The following is a 23,432-nucleotide window of genomic DNA, read 5'->3' as shown; positions in this document are numbered from 1 at the left end:
CTTATGAGTTAATGGCGAGATTATGTGGAAGTGGGAGGGAGAAGGGCAGATGAGTCAGAATAAGTGGTACCAGTTGACATCGGAAGAAGTCCTGCAGTCACAGCAGGTGAGCATGCAGCAAGGATTGCCCTGGGAGGAAGCTTGGAAGCGACAGGCGGAAGTTGGTCGAAACGAGCTTTCCGAAGGGAAGCGTGTTTCTCCGATTACACTGCTTTTGAATCAATTCAAAGATTTCATGGTGCTGGTCTTATTGGGGGCAACCTTGATTTCCGGCTTGTTGGGTGAATATTTAGATGCCATTACTATTATCGTTATTATTGTGATGAATGGCATTCTTGGCTTTACACAGGAATTTCGGGCGGAACGTTCATTGCGCGCACTTAAAGAATTGTCAGCCCCTAACGCAAATGTGTGGAGAGAAGGCGCAGTTCATCAAATACCAGCTCGTGATTTGGTCCCAGGCGATATTATTTTGCTCGAAAGTGGCGACCGGGTGCCGGCAGATGTGCGGTTTCTGGAAACGAATGGCTTATATATCGAGGAGTCAGCCTTAACAGGGGAGTCGGTAGCCGTCGGTAAAATAACATCGGCTATATCTAACGATGAAGTACCTCTTGGGGATCAGCGTAATCTGGGTTTCATGGGTACGATGGTATCGCGTGGAACAGCCAAAGCCATTGTTGTTCGTGTCGGGATGAGCACGGAGATGGGGAAAATCGCTGATCTGATTCAAAATACAGAATCTATGGAGACGCCGCTTCAGCATCGTTTGGAACAGCTTGGGAAGATTCTGATCATTGTCGCGATTGCATTGACTGTCCTCGTTGTTATCGCAGGTATTATGCATGGACAACCACCTTATGCGATGTTCCTGGCCGGTGTCAGCTTAGCCGTCGCCGCTATTCCGGAAGGACTTCCGGCTATAGTAACCATTGCGCTTGCACTCGGTGTACAACGAATGATTAAGCGTAAAGCCATTGTTAGAAAATTGCCTTCCGTAGAAACCTTAGGTTGTGCCTCGGTCATCTGTTCCGACAAAACAGGAACGCTGACTCAGAATAAAATGACGGTTACCCACTTATGGGTGGGCGGTGACGTGTTGGAAGTGACGGGTGACGGTTATACGCCGGTTGGGGATATCCAATTAAGTGGACAAAATACCGATGCGCTTAAGAACCCTTCACTTAGTAGGCTGCTTCATGTGTCCGTGCTTTGTAATAATGCAACTTTGTACGAGGAAAAGCAGGAGTTGAAACGGAAGAAGGGCAAGGATGGCAATGATGGCGTTGTCTCTGTTTGGAACATAAAAGGGGATCCAACCGAAGGTGCATTAGTTGTCCTGAGTGCGAAGAGTGGCATTACCCAGGAATCGCTAAGTGAGAAATATAAGCGTATCGCTGAATTTCCTTTTGATTCTGAGCGTAAGCGGATGTCTGTGCTTGTCACTTCTGAGCATGGTCGGATGGCTTGCACGAAGGGAGCTCCTGATGTTCTAATCCAGCACTGCAGCTACATTCTTTGGGATGGAAAGGTGATTCCGTTCACATCTACCCTTAAACAGAAAGTGATTTCTGCGAATGAAGGCATGGCCAAATCCGCTCTGCGGGTATTGGGGATTGCTTACAAAGAACTTAAGAGCAGTGACCGATACGAGGATTATGAAGATGTGGAAAACAGTTTGATCTTTGTTGGATTAACCGGCATGATCGATCCACCGCGCAAAGAAGTGCGTGAAGCTATCTCGAAATGCCGTAAAGCAGGCATCAAAACGGTCATGATTACAGGTGACCATCAGACGACAGCTGAGGCGATTGCTAAGCAGCTCGGCATGATTCCAGCGAATGGGGTCAGCATGAGTGGTCAGCAGATTGCAGGGCTCTCGGACGATGAACTGGATGCTAAAGTGAATGATACCTACGTATATGCGAGGGTATCCCCTGAGCATAAACTGCGTATCGTCAAAGCTTTGCAGCGCAAAGGACATGTTGTCGCTATGACGGGGGATGGCGTGAACGATGCGCCAGCGATCAAAGCTGCGGATATCGGCATTGCAATGGGGATTACAGGGACGGATGTATCCAAGGAAGCTTCCTCTTTAATTCTAAGCGATGATAACTTCTCCACGATCGTTGCGGCGATTGAAGAAGGACGCGGTATTTATGAAAATATTCGTAAATTCATTCGATATCTGCTTGCTTCTAATGTGGGCGAAATTATGACGATGTTCATTGCGATGATGGCCGGTCTGCCTTTGCCGCTTGTACCCATTCAAATTCTATGGGTGAATCTTGTCACCGACGGCCTTCCTGCTATGGCGCTCGGTGTGGATCAAGCGGAGAAGGATTTGATGCAGCACAAGCCGCGCTCGGCGAAAGAAAATATTTTCGCAAGACGATTAGGTTGGAAAATTATTTCTAGAGGTATTCTTATCGGCGTTTGCACCTTGGGTGCTTTCTGGCTCGTATTACGAGTCAACCCATCTGATGCTGATACCTTACTGAAAGCGCAAAGCGTTGCATTTGCCACTTTGGTCATGGCTCAACTCATTCACGTATTTGATTGCCGCAGTTCACGCTCTATTTTCCACCGTAATCCTTTTCAAAATCGTTACCTTGTTCTCGCAGTGCTTTCCTCGCTTATATTGATGCTGGCTGTTATGTATGTGGAAGCTCTTCAACCTATTTTCAAAACGGTTCCACTTGGTTGGAAGGATTGGATTCTGGTTCTGATCGCCGCTGGCATTCCGACCTTCTTAATGGGGTTGGGCAGTGTGCTGTCGCCTAAACGCAACAACAAGAATTCACGTTCTGTTTCGTATAATTCTTCCAAACCGAGTTTTAGATGAATATGAAATGACTATAAAGTGCAAGAAAGCTGCCGTGAGGCGGCTTTTTGCTTTGAAAGCTAGCTAGTTGATCATGGTATCCATGACCCGAAGAATCTAAGCTTCGTCTACAAACAAGCTGCCCTCCGAAAGCATTGTAATTCCCTCCTCGAATTAGGTTTTCTTCGTTTTTTTCTTTTCGTAGAACTGCGCCGCTTTATGACGATTGCCGCATTGTTCCATGCTGCACCAGCGCCTTTGCCCGCTTTTAGAGACATCAACGAAATGAAGGATGCAATCCTTATGCTCGCATTTTCGGATTCTGTCCGGCGAGATGCTGCTTAGCGTATCGAATGCCGAATGGATAATTGTATAAGCAATTTGATCCAAAGGGGTTTTACCTTCGTACATCAATACAAGCTTAGCGCCCTCGAAGCTCGTTGTCAGTTTAACATCCAGGGATTCCGTACATTTCTTTATCTCATCATATACGGAAGCTGAGAGGGTGCCCTGGCGCTTTAAATCGTTTAAGACTTGTGTGAAAATCTCTCGTAAAATTACAAGCCGGGTTCGTATTCGGTCATCATTTGCTGGGTCTGAGGGAGAATGCATGCCAGGTAACAACAAGCCATTCTCCTCAAGCCATGACATTGTAATTACAGGATCAGCCAGAAGATCGGTCGGTTGTTTATTGCGCATGACCACTGTGTTCAGTAAGTTGATCCAAGTGGCACCGCCTAAGACAAATAACGATGTATCCATAAAAATTCAGCTCCAAATTGAGATTAAGTCTGGCTATAGAGAGAGCGTTTCTTTTGAAGCTAGAATAGCCAAATTCAGTTTATTATCAGCGTTTGCTACCTGCAAGCGGACAAGTATGTTAGGAGTTTCTGTATAGAGAGGCGGGTGATGAATAGCTGTGTAATGGATAGGCACTAATGTGGATGCGCCAAGAACTGTTGCTGCTGATACCGCTTGCTCGGGAGATAGGGTAATCGGTTGTCCGCTAGGTGTCATTCCTGGAAGTTCCAACACAGCTGCATTCACGGGAAGACAGGCCGCATCGAAGGGGCCGTAAGTCTTCGCTATTTTCCACCAATAACCGTGCCATAAAGTATCCCCGCAGTGAATGAGTTTTTTTTCGCCGCTTTTTACAATCCAAGCGACTTGTGGGTCTCCAATGCCATCAACCGAATAGGTTGCAGTTATTGTAAGATCACCGATCGAGAACGATTCGCCTAAAGCTGCTTCATGTATGTTGTTTAGAGATGTTTCTCTCGCAAGCTCTGCTGACTCTTTAGGGAAGTAGACTGGAATATCGTCGCCGTAGAAAGCGGATATGGCCTTAGGGTCGAAATGGTCACCGTGATGGTGCGTGATCAAGACGGCATCGACAGGACCGAATTCATGAAGTGGATAGAAAGTTTCATGTGGCAGGTTGAATTTACTTGGAAAATGGAAAAGAGGGTCGATCACCACATTTGTTGTTTCCCCTTGCACACGTAAGCCGGCCCATGGAAGCTTCTGAATTATCATGAAAATATCATTCCTCTCGGTTTGTAGGGGCTTTCCCTTTTATGTAACCTTTATACTATAAATTATCAGGTTATAATTTATAGTATAAAGGTAATTTTATAACCTGTAAATATAATTTTAAAAGGTTATAGTGAAAAAATAAAATATTTAGGTGTGAAGAAATAATCAATGTCGTTCCTCAATTAAACTAATTCTTATACTAGGAATCTATTGGTACTCTCCCCTTGGCTCATGAAATGGTGAATAAGCGAGAGAATCGCTCTGAATAGGGGAAAGGACTATGCATTTGGACGGTTTTACGCTATGATAATGGCTAAACCGCATACTGGGAGTGCTATTAACAATGAATTTTACAAAAATGCATGGTCTAGGCAACGATTTTATCGTAGTAGCTGGTGAGAAAGAACTTCCTGCTGATGCAGATCGGCGTGCGATCCAGCTGTGCAATCGTTTCTTTAGTATTGGAGCTGACGGCATCGTCTATATTCTTCCTTCTGACAATGCTGATTTCAAAATGCGCATTATTAACTCCGACGGATCTGAGCCTGAACAATGCGGCAATGCCATCCGCTGCGTTTCTAAATATGTATACGATCATAAGCTAATTGATAAAACGGAGATTACCGTTGAAACACTTGGCGCAGGCGTACAAAAGGTGCAATTAAACGTACAAGATGGCAAAGTTCGGACTGTTCGCGTGGATATGGGTCAACCGATCCTGAACGGCCTTCAAGTCCCGACTACGGTAGATGAAGCTAAAGTTATCAATTACCCGATTGAAGTTGACGGGAAAGAGTTTCGTTTTACAGCTGTTTCAATGGGGAACCCGCACTGTGTTATCTATGTCGAGGATGCTGTGAATTTCGATCTTGCCACATGGGGGCCGAAGCTTGAAGCGCATCCGATGTTCCCACGTAAAATCAATGTCGAATTCGCAACGGTGAAAAATCGTGCTTACACGGATATGCGCGTTTGGGAAAGAGGAGCAGGTCCTACACTTGCTTGCGGAACTGGCGCTTGTGCAACGCTTGTATCCTCTGTGTTAAACGGTTTAACGGACCGTGAAGCGACTGTTTCGCTCAAAGGCGGAGAGTTGTTTATCGAATGGAATGAAGCGGACAACCATGTTTATATGACCGGACCTGCGGAAGAAGTGTTTACGGGCACGGTTTAACTTAATTACATTTTTAGTAGGTGGGGAATTTATCATGAAATTGGATCTTCGTACGGCGCTGCAGCGGGATATTTTGGTCGGTGACGGCGCTATGGGGACTTATTTATATCAGATGGGATTTCCTGTCGGCATTTCTTATGAAGAATTGAATTTGCTTAGACCGGAAACGGTTGCTGACGTGCACCGCCGTTATTTTGAGGCAGGTGCGCGTCTTATTGAAACGAATACATTCTCGGCTAATCGCGAAAAATTATCCAAGTACGGACTAGAAGGCGATGTTGAAGCGATAAACCGCGCAGGTGTTGAGCTAGCCAGAAAAGCGGTTGGTGACGAAGCATATGTCGTTGGGGCTATTGGATCTATTCGTGCGGGCAAGCGCAAAAACGTTCGTACGACGGATGTTGAGGAATCATTGCGTGAGCAGATTAGCATCTTACTGGATTCGCCAGTGGACGGGCTATTGCTTGAGACCTTCTATGATTTGGAAGAGCTGCAGCTCGCGCTGCGTATCATTCGCAGCATGAGTGAGCTGCCTGTCATTTGTCAGTTTGCTAACGAAGGCACCGGCAGCACACAAGACGGCGTTCCGCTGCAGGAAGCGTTCGGGCGGTTACGCGACGGCGGGGCTGACGTCATCGGCTTCAACTGCCGTGTCGGTCCGAATGGGATTCTCCGTTCGATGGAGAAGCTAACTCCTATCGCCGGCATCCCATTCTCCGCGTTCCCGAACGCGGGGCTGCCTGACTACGTCGACGGTCACTACACCTATGCGGCGACGCCTCAGTACTTCGCCGAGAGCGCGCTGCGCTTCGCTGACCTCGGCGCACGCATCATCGGCGGCTGCTGCGGCACCACGCCGGAGCATATCGCCGCCGTCGCCAAGGCGCTGCAAGGCTATGTCCCGGCAGCGCCTGGTACGTTGGCCTCCGCGCGAGCTGTGCGCGTGAGCGAGCCCGCCCCGGCGAAGCCTGCGCCGCCGGCAGGCAAACCTTCGCTGCTCGAAATCGTGAAGCAGCGCAAAACCGTCATTGTCGAGCTGGATCCCCCAAGGGATCTCGACATCGAGAAATTTATGCAGGGGTCGAAGGCCCTGCAGGATGCACATGTCGACGCCATTACGATGGCCGACAATTCACTGGCCGTGACGCGCATGAGCAATCTGGCCCTCGGTTACCTCGTGCAGGAACGCTTAAGCGCGCGTCCGCTGATCCACATCGCGTGCCGCGACCGCAACATGATTGGGACACAGTCCCATCTGATGGGTCTTCACGCGCTGGGCATCGACCACGTGCTGGCCGTGACCGGCGATCCCGCCAAATTCGGCGATCTCCCTGGGTCCAGCTCCGTTTACGATCTGACCTCATTCGAGATTATTCGGATGATTAAGCAGCTTAACGAGGGCATTGCTTTCTCGGGTAAGCCGCTTAAGCAGAAGGCCAACTTCGTTGTAGGGGCTGCTTTTAATCCGAATGTGAAGCATCTGGATAAAGCGGTTCAGCGCTTGGAACGCAAAATTGAAGCAGGCGCCGATTACATCATGACGCAGCCCGTCTACGACGCCAAGCTGATTGAACAAATTTATGAAGCGACGAGGCATTTAAATATACCGATTTTCATAGGTATTGCTCCGCTAGCTAGCGGAGGGAACGCTGAATATCTGCACAATGAAGTTCCAGGTATTCGGTTATCCGATGAAGTGAGAGAACGCATGAATGGACTCAAGGGTCCGGAAGGACGGGCAATGGGCGTTGAGATTGCCAAAGAGCTGCTGGATGCAGCAATGCCTTTCTTTAATGGCATCTATCTGATGACCCCTTTTCTGGCCTATGAGATGTGCGTAGACCTGACGAAGTATGTATGGGAAAAGTCGAATCGGCATGATTTCCACTTGTACCCACTTTCAAAATGAATTAAAATAGGTTAATGGATGTGATAAGGATGATTTGCAGTATGACCGGATTCGGACAAGCGAATCGTTCTTTTGCGGGATACAACGTGTTTATCGATGTGAAATCGGTCAATCATAGGTATAGTGAAGTGTCGATCCGATTGCCGAAGGAATGGGCGGCTTTTGAAGACGCTTTGAAGAAAACGGTGCTGCAAGCGGTGAAGAGAGGACGGGTAGACGTCTTCGTCACGGCGGAACGTGAAACGGCTTCCCCGAAGAGTGTAACGGTTAACTTCGCTTTGGCAGATGCCTATTTGCAGGCTGCGGAGCAGTTGAGGGAGCGCTATGGGTATGCCGAGCAGGTCGAGCTCAAAGATTTATTGAAACTTCCGGATCTCATTCAGATGAAGGAGTCGCGTAAGGAACCTGATGAAGAGATTGAACAGGAACTATGCGCCTGCTTGCAGGAGGCCGTTGCCAGATTATCCGACATGCGGCTGCGGGAAGGAGCGTTTCTGGAGCAAGATATTCGTGAGCGCTTGGCGGAACTGAAGCGAATTCATGTCGAATTGGTAGCTTTAGCACCTCAGGTGGTTCAAGACTATGCGGCTAAGATGACGAACAGAATTCAGTCACTTCTTCAGGAGCAAACGCCTGTGGAAGAGCAGCGCCTAGCAACAGAAATTGCGATATTCGCAGATCGTTCGAATGTGGATGAGGAATTAACTCGACTGAAAAGTCATTTTGAGCAATGTGATCAATTGCTTACAGAGAAAGAGCCTGTTGGACGAAAGTTGGATTTCTTGATTCAAGAAATGAATCGAGAAGTGAACACGATCGGATCCAAGTCCAATCACTCGGAGCCTACGGCTAGAGTGATTACGATGAAAGCAGAGCTTGAGAAGATGCGCGAACAAATACAGAATATCGAGTGAAGCGGCATGGAGCTTCGCGAGGAGGAAGTCGTAATGGCTATCAAATTAATTAATATCGGGTTCGGCAACATCGTATCGGCGAACCGCATTATCTCGATCGTAAGTCCGGAATCGGCTCCGATCAAGAGGATTATTCAAGAAGCGCGTGATCGTCACATGCTGATTGACGCTACATATGGTAGAAGAACCCGTGCCGTTATTATCACTGACAGCGACCATGTGATTTTGTCGGCAGTACAACCAGAGACGGTAGCGCATAGACTATCCAACAAGGACGATGATCATGACGAGTAATACGAATACCCTTGAGCGTGAGAGAGGCATTCTGATTGTTTTATCCGGTCCTTCCGGTGTCGGTAAGGGTACCGTTTGCGCCGCGCTGCGCAAGTGTTCACCGGATATCGTCTACTCGGTATCGGCCACTACCCGTTCTCCTCGACAAGGGGAAGTAGATGGTGTAAACTATTTTTTCAAAACACGAGAGCAATTTCAACAGATGATCGAAACGGATGAAGTGTTGGAATGGGCCGAATATGTAGGTAACTTCTACGGCACTCCGAGACGTTTTGTTGAGGAAACGCTGCGCTCCGGTCAAGATGTCATCTTGGAAATCGAAGTGCAGGGTGCTCTGCAAGTTAAACAAAAGTTTTCCGAAGGTGTTTTCATTTTCTTGCTGCCGCCTTCTCTAGATGAGCTTGAGAATCGCATTGTAACGCGTGGGACGGAAACGGATGAAGTCATTCGCAGCCGCATGTCGGTAGCTATGGACGAAATTCGCTTGATGGAGCACTATGACTATGCGATTGTGAATGACCATGTAGAAACGGCTTGTTCCAAAATACAAGCGATTCTCTTAGCAGAACATTGCAAAAAAGATCGGATGTATCCAAAAATCGTACAATGGATGGATGAGGTGAATTGAATGCTATACCCTTCAATTGATAAACTGCTTGATATCGTGGATAGCAAGTATTCACTAGTTGTAGCTGCTTCCAAAAGAGCAAGATCCTTGCGTGATGGCGCTAAATCAAATTTGAAAGGCCAAAAGGCCCACAAACATGTTGGTGTTGCGTTAGAAGAGCTATACGGTAACTATATCGGTTATGAGAAAATTGAGTCGACAGAGACTGAGAAATATCAGAAGAAATAAATTGGTTTACCCAACAACCCTAGTGGTTGTTATTTTTTTCTCAAATTGTGCGTAGAAAGGGGATACCTATGAGTGTACTGCATGGCAAAACGATTGTGCTCGGCGTGTGCGGAGGCATTGCCGCTTATAAGGCTGCTGCGTTAACGAGTAAACTGACACAAGCTGGTGCAATTGTGCGTGTTATCATGACCAAATCGGCTGTTGAATTTGTAGCGCCGTTAACGTTTCAAACGCTGTCTCGTCATCATGTTTTTGTGGATACCTTTGATGAGAAAGACCCTTCGGTTGTATCGCATATCAATTTGGCGGATAGTGCTGACCTCGTGCTTGTTGCGCCTGCAACGGCGAATATGATTGGCAAGCTAGCGCTTGGTCTTGGCGATGATATGCTCAGTACGACACTGCTTGCAACCATGGCACCGATATGGGTAGCGCCTGCAATGAACGTGCATATGTATGCGAATCCAGCTGTACAGCATAATATGCAGACACTGTTGAGCCGCGGCGTGCGGTTTATTGAACCGGGAGAAGGGCAATTGGCTTGCGGTTATGTGGGAAAAGGACGGCTTGCTGAACCTGAGGAGATTCTTGCTGCGATTGAGCTGCATTTTAAGGGGGAGCCTAGGCGTTTAGAAGGACAACGTGTCCTTGTGACTGCCGGAGGCACTGTTGAACGCATTGATCCGGTACGGTATATTACGAATGACTCCTCCGGCAAAATGGGCTACGCTATCGCTGAAGAAGCGGTGCGTATGGGGGCCAAGGTGACGTTGATATCAGGGCCATCCGCTTTATCCGCTCCTGAGGGCGTTCAGCTAATCAATGTTCAATCTGCTTTGGATATGAGAGAGGCAGTGCTAGCTCGTCTAGACGAAAGTAACCTCATTGTTAAGGCTGCTGCGGTTGCCGATTACCGTCCATCGGTTGTTTCAGAGCAAAAGATCAAAAAGAAGTCGGATTCGCTAACTTTAGAGCTGGTTAAAAATCCGGATATTTTACAGGAAATCGGTACGCTCAAAAAGCATCAGTTCATCATTGGGTTTGCTGCGGAGACGGAACGTTTGGACGAGCATGCGATGGACAAGCTGAACCGTAAAAACTGTGATCTCATCGTTGGTAATGATGTGTCACAGGAGGGTGCGGGCTTTAGCGGAGATACGAATGTGGTCCGGTTCTATGATCGTAATGGGCTCGTAGAGGCCCTACCTATACAGAGTAAGAAAGATGTGGCACGTAGACTGCTCGAGCTTGCGGCGGATCGTATGCATACCGCAGCGGGGGAATCCTGATGTACGCCAAAGTCATTGTCGATGTCCCAGCGAAACAAACGAACCGGGCATTCGACTATGAAGTACCCGCATCCCTGAGCAAATGGGTTGAAGTGGGCAGTCGCGTTGGCGTGCCTTTCGGCCCTCGGGTGCTGCAAGGCTTTGTCGTTGAACTGCATGAGGAAACGCAGGTGGATGTAAATCGCATTAAGCCGATTCAGAACGTCCTGGACTTGGTTCCTCCACTTACGGAAGAACTTGTGAGTCTGGGGAGGTGGGTCAGCCGCATGTACTTGTGCCATGAAGTTACGGCACTCCAGGCGATGCTGCCTGCTGCGCTTAAAGCGAAATATGAACGTGCGATTGGGGTTGGGGAGGAGTCTGGTGAGCAATCGCTGCTGGACATGTCGGATCTCCAAGAGATTGTTAGCTTTGTAAAGTCCAAAGGCTCAGTCTCGATGGATGCTTTGATGGAGCGTTTTGCAAGTGACGGCGCCCTCATTAAACAACTGCTGAGCGCAGGTATCTTAACGGAAGTACAAGTGGTCAAAGACCGAATGAACACCAAGAAGGCGTTGACTGTTTTCCCTCCAGCTGGAGGTAGCGGACTGGAAGAGGCTTTGGCCGAGCTTCCTGCCAGAGCTAACAAACAGCAGGATGTGCTGCGTTATTTGATGGAGCATCCACACGCGATTCGGCTTACGGAGCTGATGGAAACGGTGGAGGTCGGCGCTAGCACGGTCAAAAGCTTGGCGGATCGCGGATGGATTGAGCTGCGTGAGGTCGAAGTGATGCGCGACCCCTATGCGGGTCGTGCTTTCACGCGGACGAAGCCGCTTCCCTTAACGGAAGAACAGAGCAGTGTCTTCGCGGAAATTAGGGATGCAGTTGCGGAGGAACGCAATGAGGTATTTCTGCTGCATGGGGTTACGGGTAGCGGTAAAACCGAAGTGTATTTACAATCCATTCAGCAGTGCTTGGATATGGATAAAGAAGCGATTGTTCTCGTTCCTGAAATTTCACTGACGCCGCAGATGGTAGAACGATTTAAAGGGCGGTTTGGCGATTTGGTCGCCGTCCTGCACAGTCGGTTATCGAATGGCGAACGGTACGACGAATGGCGTAAAATTATGCGTAAGCAAGTGAAGGTTGTAATCGGCGCTCGTTCGGCGATTTTTGCTCCTTTTACGAGAATTGGCCTTATTATTATTGATGAAGAACACGAATCTTCCTATAAGCAAGAGGAGAGTCCCAAATATCACACCCGTGATGTCGCGGTTCAAAGAGCGAAGCAGCAAAACGCCGTCGTTGTGCTCGGTTCCGCAACTCCCTCTCTTGAAAGTATCGAGAAGACAAGGCGACGCCGTGACAGGGATAAACCTCCCTTTCGGTTGTTGACAATGCGGGAACGCGTGGCCAGCCGTCCGATGCCTCCAGTAGCAATTGTCGATATGCGTGAGGAGCTGAAAAATGGAAATCGTTCTATGTTCAGCCGCTCCTTGTATAAAGCGATCGAAGATCGGTTACAAAAGAAAGAACAGATTGTTTTACTGCTGAATCGGCGCGGGTATGCGACGTTCGTTATGTGCCGTACTTGCGGTTTCGTCTCGCAATGTCCGCATTGTGATATTTCACTTACCTATCATCAAAGCTCGCGCATGCTACGCTGTCATTATTGCGGCTATGCGGAGCGAGAGGTTACGCAGTGTCCTAGCTGTCAGTCGGAGCATATTCGACATTTTGGTACAGGAACACAGCGTGTTGAAGAGGAGCTTAGTAAGATTTTCCCTGGGATTCGGGTCATCCGCATGGATGTCGATACTACGACGGAGAAAGGTTCGCATGAAAAATGGCTGACGATGTTTCGCGAGAAGCAGGCGGATGTGCTGCTTGGCACGCAGATGGTAGCCAAAGGGCTGGATTTTCCCGACGTGACCTTAGTGGGGGTTATCGCAGCGGACACGGTGCTTAATCTGCCGGATTTCCGTTCAGCGGAGCGGACTTTTCAGTTGCTAACACAGGTTGCAGGCCGGGCAGGGCGTCATGAAAAGCAAGGGGAAGTGTTCGTCCAGACATACACGCCCGAACATTATAGTGTGCAGTATGCAAGCAAGCACGATTATATCGCTTTTGCGAACCATGAGCTTGATATACGTGCAAATTTAGGCTATCCGCCTTATCAGCGTTTGATTCTGGTCACTTTTTCACATGAGCAGGTTCCGCTCCTGGTACGTTCTGCGGAGGCTTTTGTAACGAGATTGAAAGAGATCGCTTTTACGTATCGGGCCCAGCAGGTTGATCTGTTTACGAATACGTTGTCCACGGATCAATCGTTTCAAATGGACGTGTTAGGACCTGTTGCATCGCCGATTTCACGAATCAAAGATAGATATCGATTCCAATGCGTGGTAAAATATCGGGGGGAAGATCAGGCTGCAGAGATCGTTGCTAAAGCAGTAGCTTGGTTTGAAGAGCGCTCAGCGAAAGAAAAGCTGATGATTAGCGTGGATGTTGACCCGCAATATTTGATGTAATGAACCCCAAATAGAGAAGACTTCAAAGGTAGGTGCACATTATGGCTATTCGTATTATTGTTAAAGATCCAGATCCAGTGCTGCGTGAGAAAGCCGTCACGGTTACGAAATTTAATTCTAATCTGCATAAACTGCTAAATGATATGGCAGACACGATGTATGAAGCGGAGGGCGTGGGCCTTGCTGCCCCGCAAATCGGTATTCTTAAACGCGTTATCGTTATGGATTGCGGAGAAGAACACGGCGGATTGATTGAAATGGTAAATCCTGAGGTTGTCACTTCCAGTGGTGAACAAATGGGGCCGGAAGGCTGCTTAAGTATTCCCGGACTTCGTGGCGATGTGCTTCGGCCGCTCCATGTTACGGCCAAAGGTCAAGATCGTGATGGAAATCCGATTGAAGTGACGGGTACGGATTTACTGGCTCGCTGCATTTTTCATGAAATTGATCACTTGAACGGTGTTCTGTTTACTGATCTTGCAACCAAAACGTACACGGCTGAAGAAGAGGAAGATTCCGAGTGAACATTATTTTTATGGGCACGCCGGATTTCGCAGTACCCTCCTTGCGTCTGCTCTTGGAGGAAGGCTATAACGTAACGACGGTTGTCACGCAGCCAGATCGGCCGAAAGGTCGCAAGCGCGTCCTGACGCCTCCTCCGGTTAAGGTGGAAGCCGAAAAGCATGGGATTCCGGTGCTTCAGCCGGAGAAATTGCGTCAAGCTGATTCGGTTGAGCTTTTGAGACAATTAAAACCGGATTTGATTGTAACAGCCGCTTACGGACAGATTTTGCCCAAAGCGGTTTTGGATCTGCCGCAGTACGGGTGTATTAACATCCATGCTTCGCTGCTGCCCAAATATCGAGGCGGAGCGCCGATTCATCACGCTGTGATTCGGGGTGAGGACGTAACTGGCGTTACGATTATGTACATGGCCGTAGGTCTTGATACTGGCGATATGATTTCAAAGGTGGAGCTTCCGATCGAAGATACGGATACGACGGGTTCATTATTTGATAAGCTAAGCATAGCCGGTGCTGATCTACTTAAGCGTACATTGCCTGATTTACTGGCAGGACGTATCCAGGCTGCCCCACAAAATGAGGCAGATGCCATTTATTCTCCGAATATCCGCAGGGAGGACGAATTGATCGATTGGTCGCGTTCTGCCGCCCAGCTTTGGAATCAAGTACGCGGCTTAAACCCTTTCCCTGGCGCTTACACGCTCTGGAATGGGGAAGTTATGAAAGTATGGGCTAGCGCGAATCCGAAAAGTTCTTCGGAGCCAAGAAGCCGAAGCTTCTCCGAAATCAGCGGTGAAGCACCTGTTCCTGGAACTGTACTTGGCAGTAGTGAGCAGGGCATTGAAGTGATGACGGGTGAAGGTACGCTGTGGCTGACTGAGATCCAACCTTCAGGCAAAAAGGCGATGCCCGTGTCAGAGTTCGTACGAGGTGTGCAAATCCCAGCTGGTACGGTATTCGGACAGAGTAATTAAAGCAACCAAGGATAAACGACTCGTCGTCCCTTTAGGGCGAACGCGTTTGTCAAGGTTGATGCGAAGCTAAAGTATACACCGTATACTTTCTATTCAACTTAAAAATGAGGTATTCGATTTGTCAACGCAAAAACCAAATCGTCCGCAAAACGGACTAATAAAATCGCAGGGGGCCGGCAAGCCCTCTGCTCCAAAATCATCCTCAGGCGCTGCGAAGAGCAGCGCTGTTAAGCATTCTGCTCGTGATGCGGCGCTGGATGTTTTAATTCGGGTTGAAGAAAATCAATCGTACAGCAATTTGCTGCTGAACCAGGTATTGCAAAAGCATGCTCTTGAGCGGGCGGATGCGGGACTGGCGACGGAGCTTGTTTATGGGACCATCGGACGGAAAAATACGATCGATTTCTTCTTGGAGCGTTTCGTCAGCAAGGGGCTCGCGAAGCTCGAGCCCTGGGTGAGATGTTTGCTGCGGCTGAGCTTCTATCAGCTGCATTATTTGGACCGCATCCCCGACCATGCGGTCGTGAGCGAAGCGGTCAATATCGCGAAGCGCCGAGGCCATCAAGGCATCTCGGGCATGGTCAACGGCGTGTTGCGCGCGGTTATCCGCAGCAAAGCCGAGCTCACGCTGCCGGCTGCACTCGGCGACGTGAAGCGCATCGCGCTGAGCCATTCCCATCCGGAATGGCTCGTGCGCCGGTGGATCCGTCAGCTGGGAGCCGAGCTGACGGAACAGATCTGTGCGGCGAACAATGAGCCGCCGCACGTCAGCATTCGCGCGAACGCGAGGCGCCGCAGTCGCTTGGAGCTGCTGGAGCAGCTTCAAGGCAGCGGCCTCAGCGCGGAAGCGTCAGAGCTGGCCCCGGCCGGCATCCTTGTGCAGGGGGCCGGGAACATGGCGTTAGTCCCCGGCTTCCAGCATGGGGACTTCTCGATTCAAGACGAGAGCTCGATGCTCGTCGCCGAAGCTCTGGATCCGCGTCCAGGCATGACGGTGCTGGACTGCTGCGCCGCCCCTGGCGGCAAGACCGCGCACATCGCCGAGAAGATGGACGATGTGGGCAAGATCTGGGCTTGTGATCTGCATGAGCACAAGCAGAAGCTGATCGCAGATCAAGCGGAGCGTCTGGGACTGTCGTCGATCCAGACGCTGGTGATGGATGCTGCGAAGTTGGACGAACATTTTGCGGCGGAGTCATTTGACCGCATCCTGCTCGATGCGCCCTGCTCGGGTCTAGGGGTCATTCGCCGCAAGCCCGACCTTAAGTGGGCGAAGCAAGAGGCGGAGATTGACGCGATTAGCGAGCTGCAGCATGCTATTCTGAGCAAAGTGCATAGGCTGCTCAAGCCGGGCGGCGTGCTGGTCTACAGCACGTGCACGATTGAGCATGCGGAGAACGTAGGCATGGTTGAGCGCTTCCTCGCCGAGCATAGCGAGTTTGAGCTAGCGCCGCTGCCGGCGGATGTTTTCGCAAGCATTGACCCTGCGGCTGCTGCAACCGGTATGGTGCAAATCCTGCCGCAGCAGTTTCATTCGGACGGTTTCTTTATAGCAAGGCTACGCAAACGTGTATAGCTTGTCGGCCGGAGGCTGAGCAACGGTTCTCTGGGTTTAACTGTATTTACTTGGGTACAAACTGCATTTTGTACAGCAAAAATGACCTAATCGAGGAAATGAAGCTGATTTCATCTAAATCAACTGCACTTTTTACAGTTAATTTCCTCAAAAAGGGCTAAGTATTCGATTTAGCTGCACTTTTTGCAGGTAATGCTTGGGTAGTCTGGGTTGGTGTTGACGGTTACTCGGCCACGTAAATGCCCTATCGCCGCAGCTGCTAACCACGGGGACGTGTGTTCGTTCTCGCTTTGTGATAAAATAACATACGATTAGCAAAAAATCAGGACAAATAACAACAGGTTGTGATAAATGTGGGAAATAAGCCTTATGAGAAAGATAAACCGTTTGTATATGATTTGAATTGGGATGAATGGCAAAGCTGGGTGAAAGAGAACGGCGAGTCTTCTTTTCGTGCCGGGCAAATTTTCGATTGGCTTTATATTAAGCGGGTATTCAGCTTCGATGAGATGTCGAACTTGCCGAAGTCGCTGCGTGACAAACTGAAGGATCAGTTTGAGTTTGTCACGCTTTCCGAAATTGCCAAGTATCAGTCGCAGGACGGTACGGTCAAGTTTTTATTTGAATTGGAAGACAAGAATGCCATTGAAACAGTTGTCATGAAGCACAACTACGGCAACAGTATTTGCGTAACAACGCAGGTAGGGTGCCGGGTAGGGTGTACGTTTTGTGCATCTACGTTGGGCGGTTTGAAGCGGGATTTGAGACCGGGTGAGATTGTGGCCCAAGTTGTTAAAGCCCAGAAATTGCTGGATGAGACAGAGGAACGAATCTCTTCCATCGTCATTATGGGTATTGGCGAGCCTTTTGAAAATTATGAAGCGACAATGAATTTCCTTCGTGTCATGATTCACCCGAAAGGTCTGAACATTGGGCAACGTCATATCACGGTATCGACGAGTGGGATTGTGCCGAACATTTACAAATTCGCTGATGAGAATTTGCAAGTCAATCTGGCGATATCTATTCATGCGCCGAATGATACGCTCAGATCCAAGCTGATGCCTGTCAATCGTAGATTCCCATTCGTAGATTTAATTGAAGCGTGTAAGTATTACATTGCCAAAACCGGCAGACGAATTACGTTTGAATATGCCCTTATGGGCGAAGTGAATGACCAGCCTGAACACGCAGAGGAACTAGCGCAAGTGCTGAAGGATATGCCGCTTAGCCACGTGAACCTGATTCCAGTGAATTTCGTGGCCGAACGGGATTTCAAGCGTACGCCTAGGGATGATATTTTCACCTTCCAACGTATTCTTGAGAAGGGCAAAATTAATGCCACCATACGTCGTGAACAAGGTAGTGACATTGCTGCTGCCTGCGGACAACTGCGCGCGAAGCATATGGAGAACAAGTAATGAGGTGAAATCCGGATGAAGATGGTAAGCCGTACCGATATTGGCAAAGTCCGTTTAGTGAATGAGGACCGAGCCGCCATCCATCATGATCTCAATGGCCTATCTTTGGCTATTGTGGCTGATGGCATGGGGGGACATCAAGCTGGTGATATCGCCAGCCAAATGGCCATCGATATGATTGCAGATGAGCTGCAATCGATCCATTGGGGAATGTCTGTGGAAGCTTGTAAGCAAGTGCTGAAGGAAGCCATTGAAAAGGCGAATGAGAAAATTTATGAATTCGCCTCAGGGCAAGAAAGTTATCATGGTATGGGCACGACAGTTGTTGCCATTATTGCTTCGCAAGAGCTTCTTATTATTGGACATATCGGTGACAGTCGCGCTTACAAGATCACCGGTGAATCGATCACACAACTAACGGAAGATCATTCTTTGGTGTATGAGCTTGTGAAGAACGGGCAGATTACCATCGAAGAGGCCGATCATCACCCTAGACGTAACTGGATCACTCGTGCACTTGGCACAGAGCCAGGCGTAGAGGTGGATCTCTATGAGTACGCGTGGCGTCCGGGTGATATCGTTCTGATCTGTACGGATGGTTTAAGCGGATTGGTGGATTCTGGCGACATTTTACGAATTGTCAAATCACATGAACGTATGGAAGATGCAGCGGAACAGTTGATTCAAAGCGCGCTTGATGAAGGTGGAGACGATAATGTAACGGTCGTTTTACTTGCGCACGATCATGATTCGGACGAAAAAAGGGGTGATGGGAATTGATCGGTAGAAAGCTTGGAGGCCGCTATGAAATCTTAGATCGCATCGGCGGAGGCGGCATGGCTTTAGTCTACAAAGGGCATGATCTTTTATTAAATCGTAAAGTGGCTGTGAAAGTACTGCGCCAGCAGTATGTGCACGATGAAGAATTCATTCGTCGTTTCCGTAGAGAAGCTCAAGCAGCCGCTTCACTTTCTCATCCTAATGTCGTCAGTATTTATGACGTCGGACAAGAAGAAGACGTGCATTATATTGTGATGGAATACATAGAAGGCACGACTTTGAATGATGTTATCAAAGAGAGAGCACCGCTGCAGGTGGAAGATGCGGTTCACTACGCGAGTCAAATTGCAGATGCCCTCGATCACGCCCATCACAATGAAATCATTCATCGGGATATCAAACCGCACAATATTTTGATCGGCAAAAACGGCCGTGTTAAAGTGACGGATTTCGGTATCGCACGGGCTGCCACGTCTTCCACCATCACACAAACCGGATCGGTTGTCGGTTCTGTGCACTATTTCTCACCGGAACATGCCAAAGGGACGAATACAGGGGAGAAATCCGATTTGTATTCTCTTGGTATCGTGATGTATCAAATGCTGACAGCTCGGCTGCCTTTTCTCGGTGAGAGCCCGATTTCTGTGGCTTTGAAGCATTTACAGGAAGATGTGGAAGAACCGCGTAAGGTGAACCCTCTCATTCCGCAAAGCGTGGAAAACATTATTTTGAGAGCCATGCGCAAAAAGCCTGAAGAACGCTACCAGTCAGCGAAGCTAATGATGGCAGATCTCGATACCTGTTTGAATCCGGATCGCCGGAATGAAGCAAAGGTGGTTTTCTGGGATGCGGATGGGATGGACGAAGAGCGTACCCTAGTGATGCCTGCGATTCGCGCCGACCAACTCGGACAATTCGAGGATGATGACGAGCCTGAGAAACCTGCCTGGCGGGAAGAGCCAGCTCCTTCCAAAGGGAAAGGGTGGATTAAGCCGCTCATTTGGATTGTCGTTTTGTTAATGGTGCTCGGCGCTATGTGGTATATGGTCGGGTACGTGAAAGGGATGTTCGCGATTGAAACCGTCGAGGTTCCCAATGTGGCAGGCAAACCGTTGATTCAAGCTCAAGCTGAATTAACGGCAGTGAGATTGGGCTCGACGGTTGAATATGATTTGGACAGCAAGCTGGCTAAAGACATCGTTATTCGTCAAGATCCTACGGGGTTGAGAATGAATGTGGGCAACAAAGTGACCCTGTATGTAAGTAAGGGTACGCCCAAAATCAAGATGGATAATTATGCAGGGCAACCATTTAAGGATGTTAAGCTGAAGCTGCAAGCCCTTGGCATCAAGGATGAGCAGATTACGATTACACAAGAGACGACTGATGGTACGCCAGATATCATTTTGAAGCAATCCCCTCTGGCTGGCGAAGAGTTTGAGCTTGATAAAGCGGTCATTGCTTTTACCGTAAGCAAAGCCAAGGAAACGTTCAAAATGCCGGATCTCATCGGAATGACGGAAGCAGATGCTAAGGCGACGATTACTAAACTTAATTTGAAGCTTCCTGTGAACGGGATTACGCGCGAGAAGAGCTACAAGATCGCCAAAGGCAAGGTCATTCAACAGTTCCCTTTTACAAAAAATCAGGATGTCTCCGTCGGTGCCGAGATTTCCTTGGTGATTAGTGACGGATTGCCGGAGGATGCCGGACAATTGACGGTAAGCATTGCTGTGAAGCCAACCACGGAGGGCAAAGATTCCGAGTTTAAAATTGTCGTAAGTGATGCCCAGTATGAGAACTTCGAATACAAAACGGAAAAAGTATCGAAACCTCAGAACATGGATGTCAAAGTCATTGTTTCTCCAGATAAGAAAGCTGTCATCTTGATTAAAGAAGGAGATAACTTGGTCAACTCCATTACTCGCACGTATCAAGACTACTTGGATCAAAAAAATGGAAAGACAGTTTCGCCTAGTCCTTCTGCGTCACCATCGCCTTCGCCTAAACAGCAAAGCAATGGTCCGGCTATTCCGGTTGGCGGCAATGGGCAAGGTCAAACTGGCGGTTCTAAACCACCTGCTGGAGGCACACCTTAATGCCGCAAGGATATATCGTAAAAGCGCTGAGCGGCTATTATTATGTGTTGCCTGAGGAGGCGGATCTCCGTGAAGCCAAGACGGTTACTTGCCGCGGAAGAGGCGTTTTCAAAAATAGAAACATAACTCCTCTTGTAGGAGACCGTGTTATGTATGCGGAAACGGAGAATGGGGAGGGGACCGTTACTGAAATCCTTCCCCGCACTTCGGAGCTCATACGGCCTCCAATTGCCAATGTAAACGTGGTTGTGCTCGTTTTTTCGGTGACAGAGCCTGTTCTCAATTTGCAGCTGTTAGATAAATTTCTGGTCCATATTGAAAATACGGGCATTGATGTTTTGTTATGTTTCACCAAGAGTGATTTATTGACCGAAGATGATGATTCTTCCGTTCCCAAAGAAATGACGGTTGCCGAGCTGGAGCGGATTACGAAGCTCTATGAGGGAATCGGTTATACGGTAGTGAAGACGAGTTCTAAGCTGCAAGAAGGCGTGGAAGCGATTCTGCATCATTTGGACGGAGCCGTCAGTGTTTTTGCTGGACAATCCGGTGTGGGTAAGTCTTCTCTACTTAACGCAATGATTAGTGGTCTTAATCTGGAGACGAATGCCATTTCTCAGAGATTAGGCAGAGGAAAGCATACAACTCGTCATGTTGAGCTGCTGCCACTCACGAATGGTGGCCTTGTAGCTGATACGCCGGGATTCAGCCAGTTAGACTTCATGGAAGTTGAAGCAGAGGGTCTTAGCGGCTGCTTTAAGGAGTTTGCCGCGATAGCGGAGGGCTGCAGGTTCAGAGGCTGTTTGCATCTGCATGAGCCGGATTGCAAGGTTCGTGATGCGGTAGCGGAGGGAGTTATTGCAGCTTCTCGTTTTGATCATTACTTGTTGTTTTTAACTGAAATCAAGGATCGGAAGAGGAGGTATTAGGACGGATGGTATACGTAGCACCTTCTATTTTATCAGCCAACTTCGCTAAACTTGGGGAAGAGATTAAGGAAGCGGAGCTTGGCGGAGCCGATTGGATCCATGTGGATGTCATGGACGGCCATTTCGTGCCGAATATCACAATTGGTCCACTTGTTGTTGAAGCGATACGCCCAATGACGAAGCTGCCGATTGATGTTCATTTGATGATTGAGCAGCCAGATCGCTATATACCTGATTTTGTCAAAGCGGGTGCCGATATGATATCCGTCCATGTGGAGGCTTGTACGCATCTGCACCGGACACTTCATCTTATTAAGCAAAGCGGGGTTAAAGCGGGGGTTGTGCTGAATCCTGCAACCCCGATTTCGCTAATTGAGCATGTACTCGATGAACAGCTGGATCTTGTGCTTATTATGACGGTCAATCCTGGATTCGGCGGACAGGCTTTCATTCCTGGCATGCTGAGCAAAATTCGCGCACTGCGTGAGCAAGCGAATGCTAAGGGACTGAAAGGGCTACATATTGAAGTGGACGGCGGTATTAACGAGGTGACGGCTCGCCAGGTGGCGGAAGCTGGAGCCGATGTGTTGGTTGCCGGCAATGCTGTGTTCGGGCAGTCCGATCGTGCCGAGGCTATCAGGCGAATACGCGGGTAGAGGGGGAACGAAGGACGATGAGATTTCTCTGGTTATTGATGTATAGTCTGCTTTGCGCAATTCTATTGGCGTGTTTTTCAAATATTCACGATATCTCGAAATATATATTCTCGCTTGGCGCCCTGTATGTAGGGATGCGATTCTTCCGCCGGTTTGAGCAAATTGGGTTTCGCATTTGGTTCATCGTTATTTCTGTTCTCTTCTATTTTATTTTCAGTTTAATTTATGCGCTTTACACGCAGCTGGGCATAACTGCACCATAGCCGCATACATATAGTTACAAGAGTGAAGCGCTCTTGTAGCTTTTTTTGTTTTCTGGAAGCGAGCGAATTGTGGGAGAAAGTAAAAATAGAAGGCACTTTTTTACGGTCCGGGCATATACTGTTGTAACGATGCTAAGGAGCAGTCATGCAACTTGTGAAGCATATGCTTACGACGTAAGTTTCTTCTGAAAACTTGAAGTCTGTGCTCATGAAGTCAGTTTTCTGCCTTCCTCTAAGCGCGGTCGCTCATCTTCGTAAGACCTCGGTAGAGGTTTATCTCACGAAAACTCTAAGCGAATGCTCATGAAGTCAGTTTTCTGACGAAAACTCTAAGGAGGGGTAGAGAATGAAGTTCTACACAATCAAACTACCAAGATTTTTGGGTGGATTCGTGAAAGCCGTACTTAATACGTTTAGTAAAAACTAGGCCAACACATACTTACTCCATTTCCCCAGAAATGCAAAAAAAGCACCGATAAGGTGCTTTTTGTCTTTCACATAGAAAGTGTAAGTATGCGCAGCTACTAATTAAACGCGAGCCACTTTTCCGGATTTCAACGCACGAGTACTTACGTAAACCCGTTTTGGTTTGCCATCAACGAGGATGCGAACCTTTTGAACGTTAACTCCCCAAGTACGCTTGTTTTTATTGTTAGCGTGGGACACGTGATTTCCTGAAGAAGGACTTTTACCTGTAATGAAACATTTGCGGGACATGTTTGACACCTCCTTGGGCAGTATACAAAGCAGCCTGGGTGGCAAGCCTAAGCTTGACATGACAGCTTTCCATAATTTTAGACATTGTTTGGTTTGTTGCGATTCATAATATAACCAGCAAAAACACACTTAAATATAATAGCATAGCAAAAGGAGCCTAGTCAACGAATTACCTGCACTTTTG

General features: G+C 48.4%; 22 protein-coding genes. 19 read left to right on the top strand and 3 right to left on the bottom strand.

Annotated features, from left to right (window positions below; all coding sequences use genetic code 11):
• Positions 1 to 49 precede the first annotated feature (49 nt).
• Positions 50 to 2,845 carry a calcium-translocating P-type ATPase, SERCA-type gene (locus GC102_RS04175; RefSeq protein ID WP_171688323.1) on the top strand — a complete coding sequence of 932 codons (2,796 nt, stop codon included), beginning with the start codon at positions 50 to 52 and terminating at the stop codon, positions 2,843 to 2,845.
• Between the two features lie 153 nt (positions 2,846 to 2,998).
• On the opposite strand, the gene GC102_RS04170 is transcribed toward GC102_RS04175, so the two are convergent.
• Positions 2,999 to 3,586 carry a CGNR zinc finger domain-containing protein gene (locus GC102_RS04170; RefSeq protein WP_171688322.1) on the bottom strand — a complete coding sequence of 196 codons (588 nt, stop codon included), beginning with the start codon at positions 3,584 to 3,586 and terminating at the stop codon, positions 2,999 to 3,001.
• Between the two features lie 33 nt (positions 3,587 to 3,619).
• Positions 3,620 to 4,360, bottom strand: a complete 741-nt coding sequence (locus tag GC102_RS04165) for an MBL fold metallo-hydrolase (protein ID WP_171688321.1) — start codon at positions 4,358 to 4,360, stop codon at positions 3,620 to 3,622.
• A 343-nt stretch (positions 4,361 to 4,703) separates the two neighbouring features.
• On the opposite strand from GC102_RS04165, the gene dapF reads away from it, so the two are divergent.
• The 18 genes from dapF (at position 4,704) to spoVM (ending at position 22,958) form a co-directional block, all read left to right on the top strand.
• Complete coding sequence (gene dapF / locus GC102_RS04160) at positions 4,704 to 5,534, top strand: diaminopimelate epimerase (RefSeq protein ID WP_171688320.1); 831 nt, start codon at positions 4,704 to 4,706, stop codon at positions 5,532 to 5,534.
• Between the two features lie 34 nt (positions 5,535 to 5,568).
• Entirely contained in the window at positions 5,569 to 7,443 is a 1,875-nt protein-coding gene (locus tag GC102_RS04155; RefSeq protein ID WP_171688319.1) for a bifunctional homocysteine S-methyltransferase/methylenetetrahydrofolate reductase, read from the top strand.
• Positions 7,444 to 7,484: 41 nt separating this feature from the next.
• Positions 7,485 to 8,357, top strand: a complete 873-nt coding sequence (locus tag GC102_RS04150) for a YicC/YloC family endoribonuclease (protein WP_312883160.1) — start codon at positions 7,485 to 7,487, stop codon at positions 8,355 to 8,357.
• Positions 8,358 to 8,390: 33 nt separating this feature from the next.
• Entirely contained in the window at positions 8,391 to 8,651 is a 261-nt protein-coding gene (remA, locus tag GC102_RS04145; protein ID WP_009672664.1) for an extracellular matrix/biofilm regulator RemA, read from the top strand.
• A complete protein-coding gene (gene gmk, locus GC102_RS04140) occupies positions 8,641 to 9,279 on the top strand; it encodes a guanylate kinase (protein ID WP_057303546.1) in 639 nt (212 codons plus the stop codon). Before remA ends, gmk begins: the two co-directional genes overlap by 11 nt.
• Positions 9,280 to 9,507: a DNA-directed RNA polymerase subunit omega gene (rpoZ, locus tag GC102_RS04135; protein ID WP_047672652.1), complete on the top strand. Its 228-nt coding sequence runs from the start codon at positions 9,280 to 9,282 to the stop codon at positions 9,505 to 9,507.
• A 68-nt stretch (positions 9,508 to 9,575) separates the two neighbouring features.
• Positions 9,576 to 10,796, top strand: a complete 1,221-nt coding sequence (gene coaBC, locus GC102_RS04130; protein WP_171688317.1) for a bifunctional phosphopantothenoylcysteine decarboxylase/phosphopantothenate--cysteine ligase CoaBC — start codon at positions 9,576 to 9,578, stop codon at positions 10,794 to 10,796.
• Positions 10,796 to 13,309: a primosomal protein N' gene (priA, locus tag GC102_RS04125; protein ID WP_171688316.1), complete on the top strand. Its 2,514-nt coding sequence runs from the start codon at positions 10,796 to 10,798 to the stop codon at positions 13,307 to 13,309. Before coaBC ends, priA begins: the two co-directional genes overlap by 1 nt.
• A gap of 41 nt (positions 13,310 to 13,350) precedes the next feature.
• Positions 13,351 to 13,833, top strand: a complete 483-nt coding sequence (gene def, locus GC102_RS04120; RefSeq protein WP_171648721.1) for a peptide deformylase — start codon at positions 13,351 to 13,353, stop codon at positions 13,831 to 13,833.
• A complete protein-coding gene (gene fmt / locus GC102_RS04115) occupies positions 13,830 to 14,807 on the top strand; it encodes a methionyl-tRNA formyltransferase (protein ID WP_312883159.1) in 978 nt (325 codons plus the stop codon). The genes def and fmt overlap by 4 nt, the downstream gene beginning before the upstream one ends.
• Before the next feature lie 118 nt (positions 14,808 to 14,925).
• Positions 14,926 to 16,383 carry a 16S rRNA (cytosine(967)-C(5))-methyltransferase RsmB gene (gene rsmB / locus GC102_RS04110; protein ID WP_171688315.1) on the top strand — a complete coding sequence of 486 codons (1,458 nt, stop codon included), beginning with the start codon at positions 14,926 to 14,928 and terminating at the stop codon, positions 16,381 to 16,383.
• A gap of 353 nt (positions 16,384 to 16,736) precedes the next feature.
• Positions 16,737 to 17,804 (top strand): dual-specificity RNA methyltransferase RlmN, encoded by a 1,068-nt coding sequence (gene rlmN / locus GC102_RS04105; RefSeq protein ID WP_029197747.1) that lies wholly within the window; start codon positions 16,737 to 16,739, stop codon positions 17,802 to 17,804.
• 15 nt (positions 17,805 to 17,819) lie between these two features.
• Entirely contained in the window at positions 17,820 to 18,584 is a 765-nt protein-coding gene (locus tag GC102_RS04100; protein WP_171688314.1) for a Stp1/IreP family PP2C-type Ser/Thr phosphatase, read from the top strand.
• On the top strand, positions 18,581 to 20,683 hold the full coding sequence (gene pknB / locus GC102_RS04095) for a Stk1 family PASTA domain-containing Ser/Thr kinase (protein ID WP_171688313.1): 2,103 nt from the start codon (positions 18,581 to 18,583) through the stop codon (positions 20,681 to 20,683). The genes GC102_RS04100 and pknB overlap by 4 nt, the downstream gene beginning before the upstream one ends.
• The gene (rsgA, locus tag GC102_RS04090) at positions 20,683 to 21,612 is read left to right on the top strand and encodes a ribosome small subunit-dependent GTPase A (RefSeq protein WP_171688312.1); all 930 of its coding nucleotides are present in this window, start codon (positions 20,683 to 20,685) and stop codon (positions 21,610 to 21,612) included. The genes pknB and rsgA overlap by 1 nt, the downstream gene beginning before the upstream one ends.
• A 5-nt stretch (positions 21,613 to 21,617) precedes the next feature.
• On the top strand, positions 21,618 to 22,268 hold the full coding sequence (gene rpe, locus GC102_RS04085) for a ribulose-phosphate 3-epimerase (RefSeq protein WP_171688311.1): 651 nt from the start codon (positions 21,618 to 21,620) through the stop codon (positions 22,266 to 22,268).
• 17 nt (positions 22,269 to 22,285) lie between these two features.
• Entirely contained in the window at positions 22,286 to 22,531 is a 246-nt protein-coding gene (locus GC102_RS04080) for a hypothetical protein (RefSeq protein ID WP_171648733.1), read from the top strand.
• 346 nt (positions 22,532 to 22,877) lie between these two features.
• Positions 22,878 to 22,958 carry a stage V sporulation protein SpoVM gene (spoVM, locus tag GC102_RS04075; protein WP_036634233.1) on the top strand — a complete coding sequence of 27 codons (81 nt, stop codon included), beginning with the start codon at positions 22,878 to 22,880 and terminating at the stop codon, positions 22,956 to 22,958.
• A 101-nt stretch (positions 22,959 to 23,059) separates the two neighbouring features.
• On the opposite strand, the gene rpmB is transcribed toward spoVM, so the two are convergent.
• On the bottom strand, positions 23,060 to 23,248 hold the full coding sequence (rpmB, locus tag GC102_RS04070; protein WP_029197753.1) for a 50S ribosomal protein L28: 189 nt from the start codon (positions 23,246 to 23,248) through the stop codon (positions 23,060 to 23,062).
• Between the last annotated feature and the right edge of the window lie 184 nt (positions 23,249 to 23,432).

It is taken from the genome of Paenibacillus germinis, assembly GCF_013141785.1.
Taxonomy (GTDB): domain Bacteria; phylum Bacillota; class Bacilli; order Paenibacillales; family NBRC-103111; genus Paenibacillus_E; species Paenibacillus_E phytorum.
Note: the sequence above shows the minus strand (reverse complement) of the source record. Positions and strands in the feature narration are given on the sequence as shown.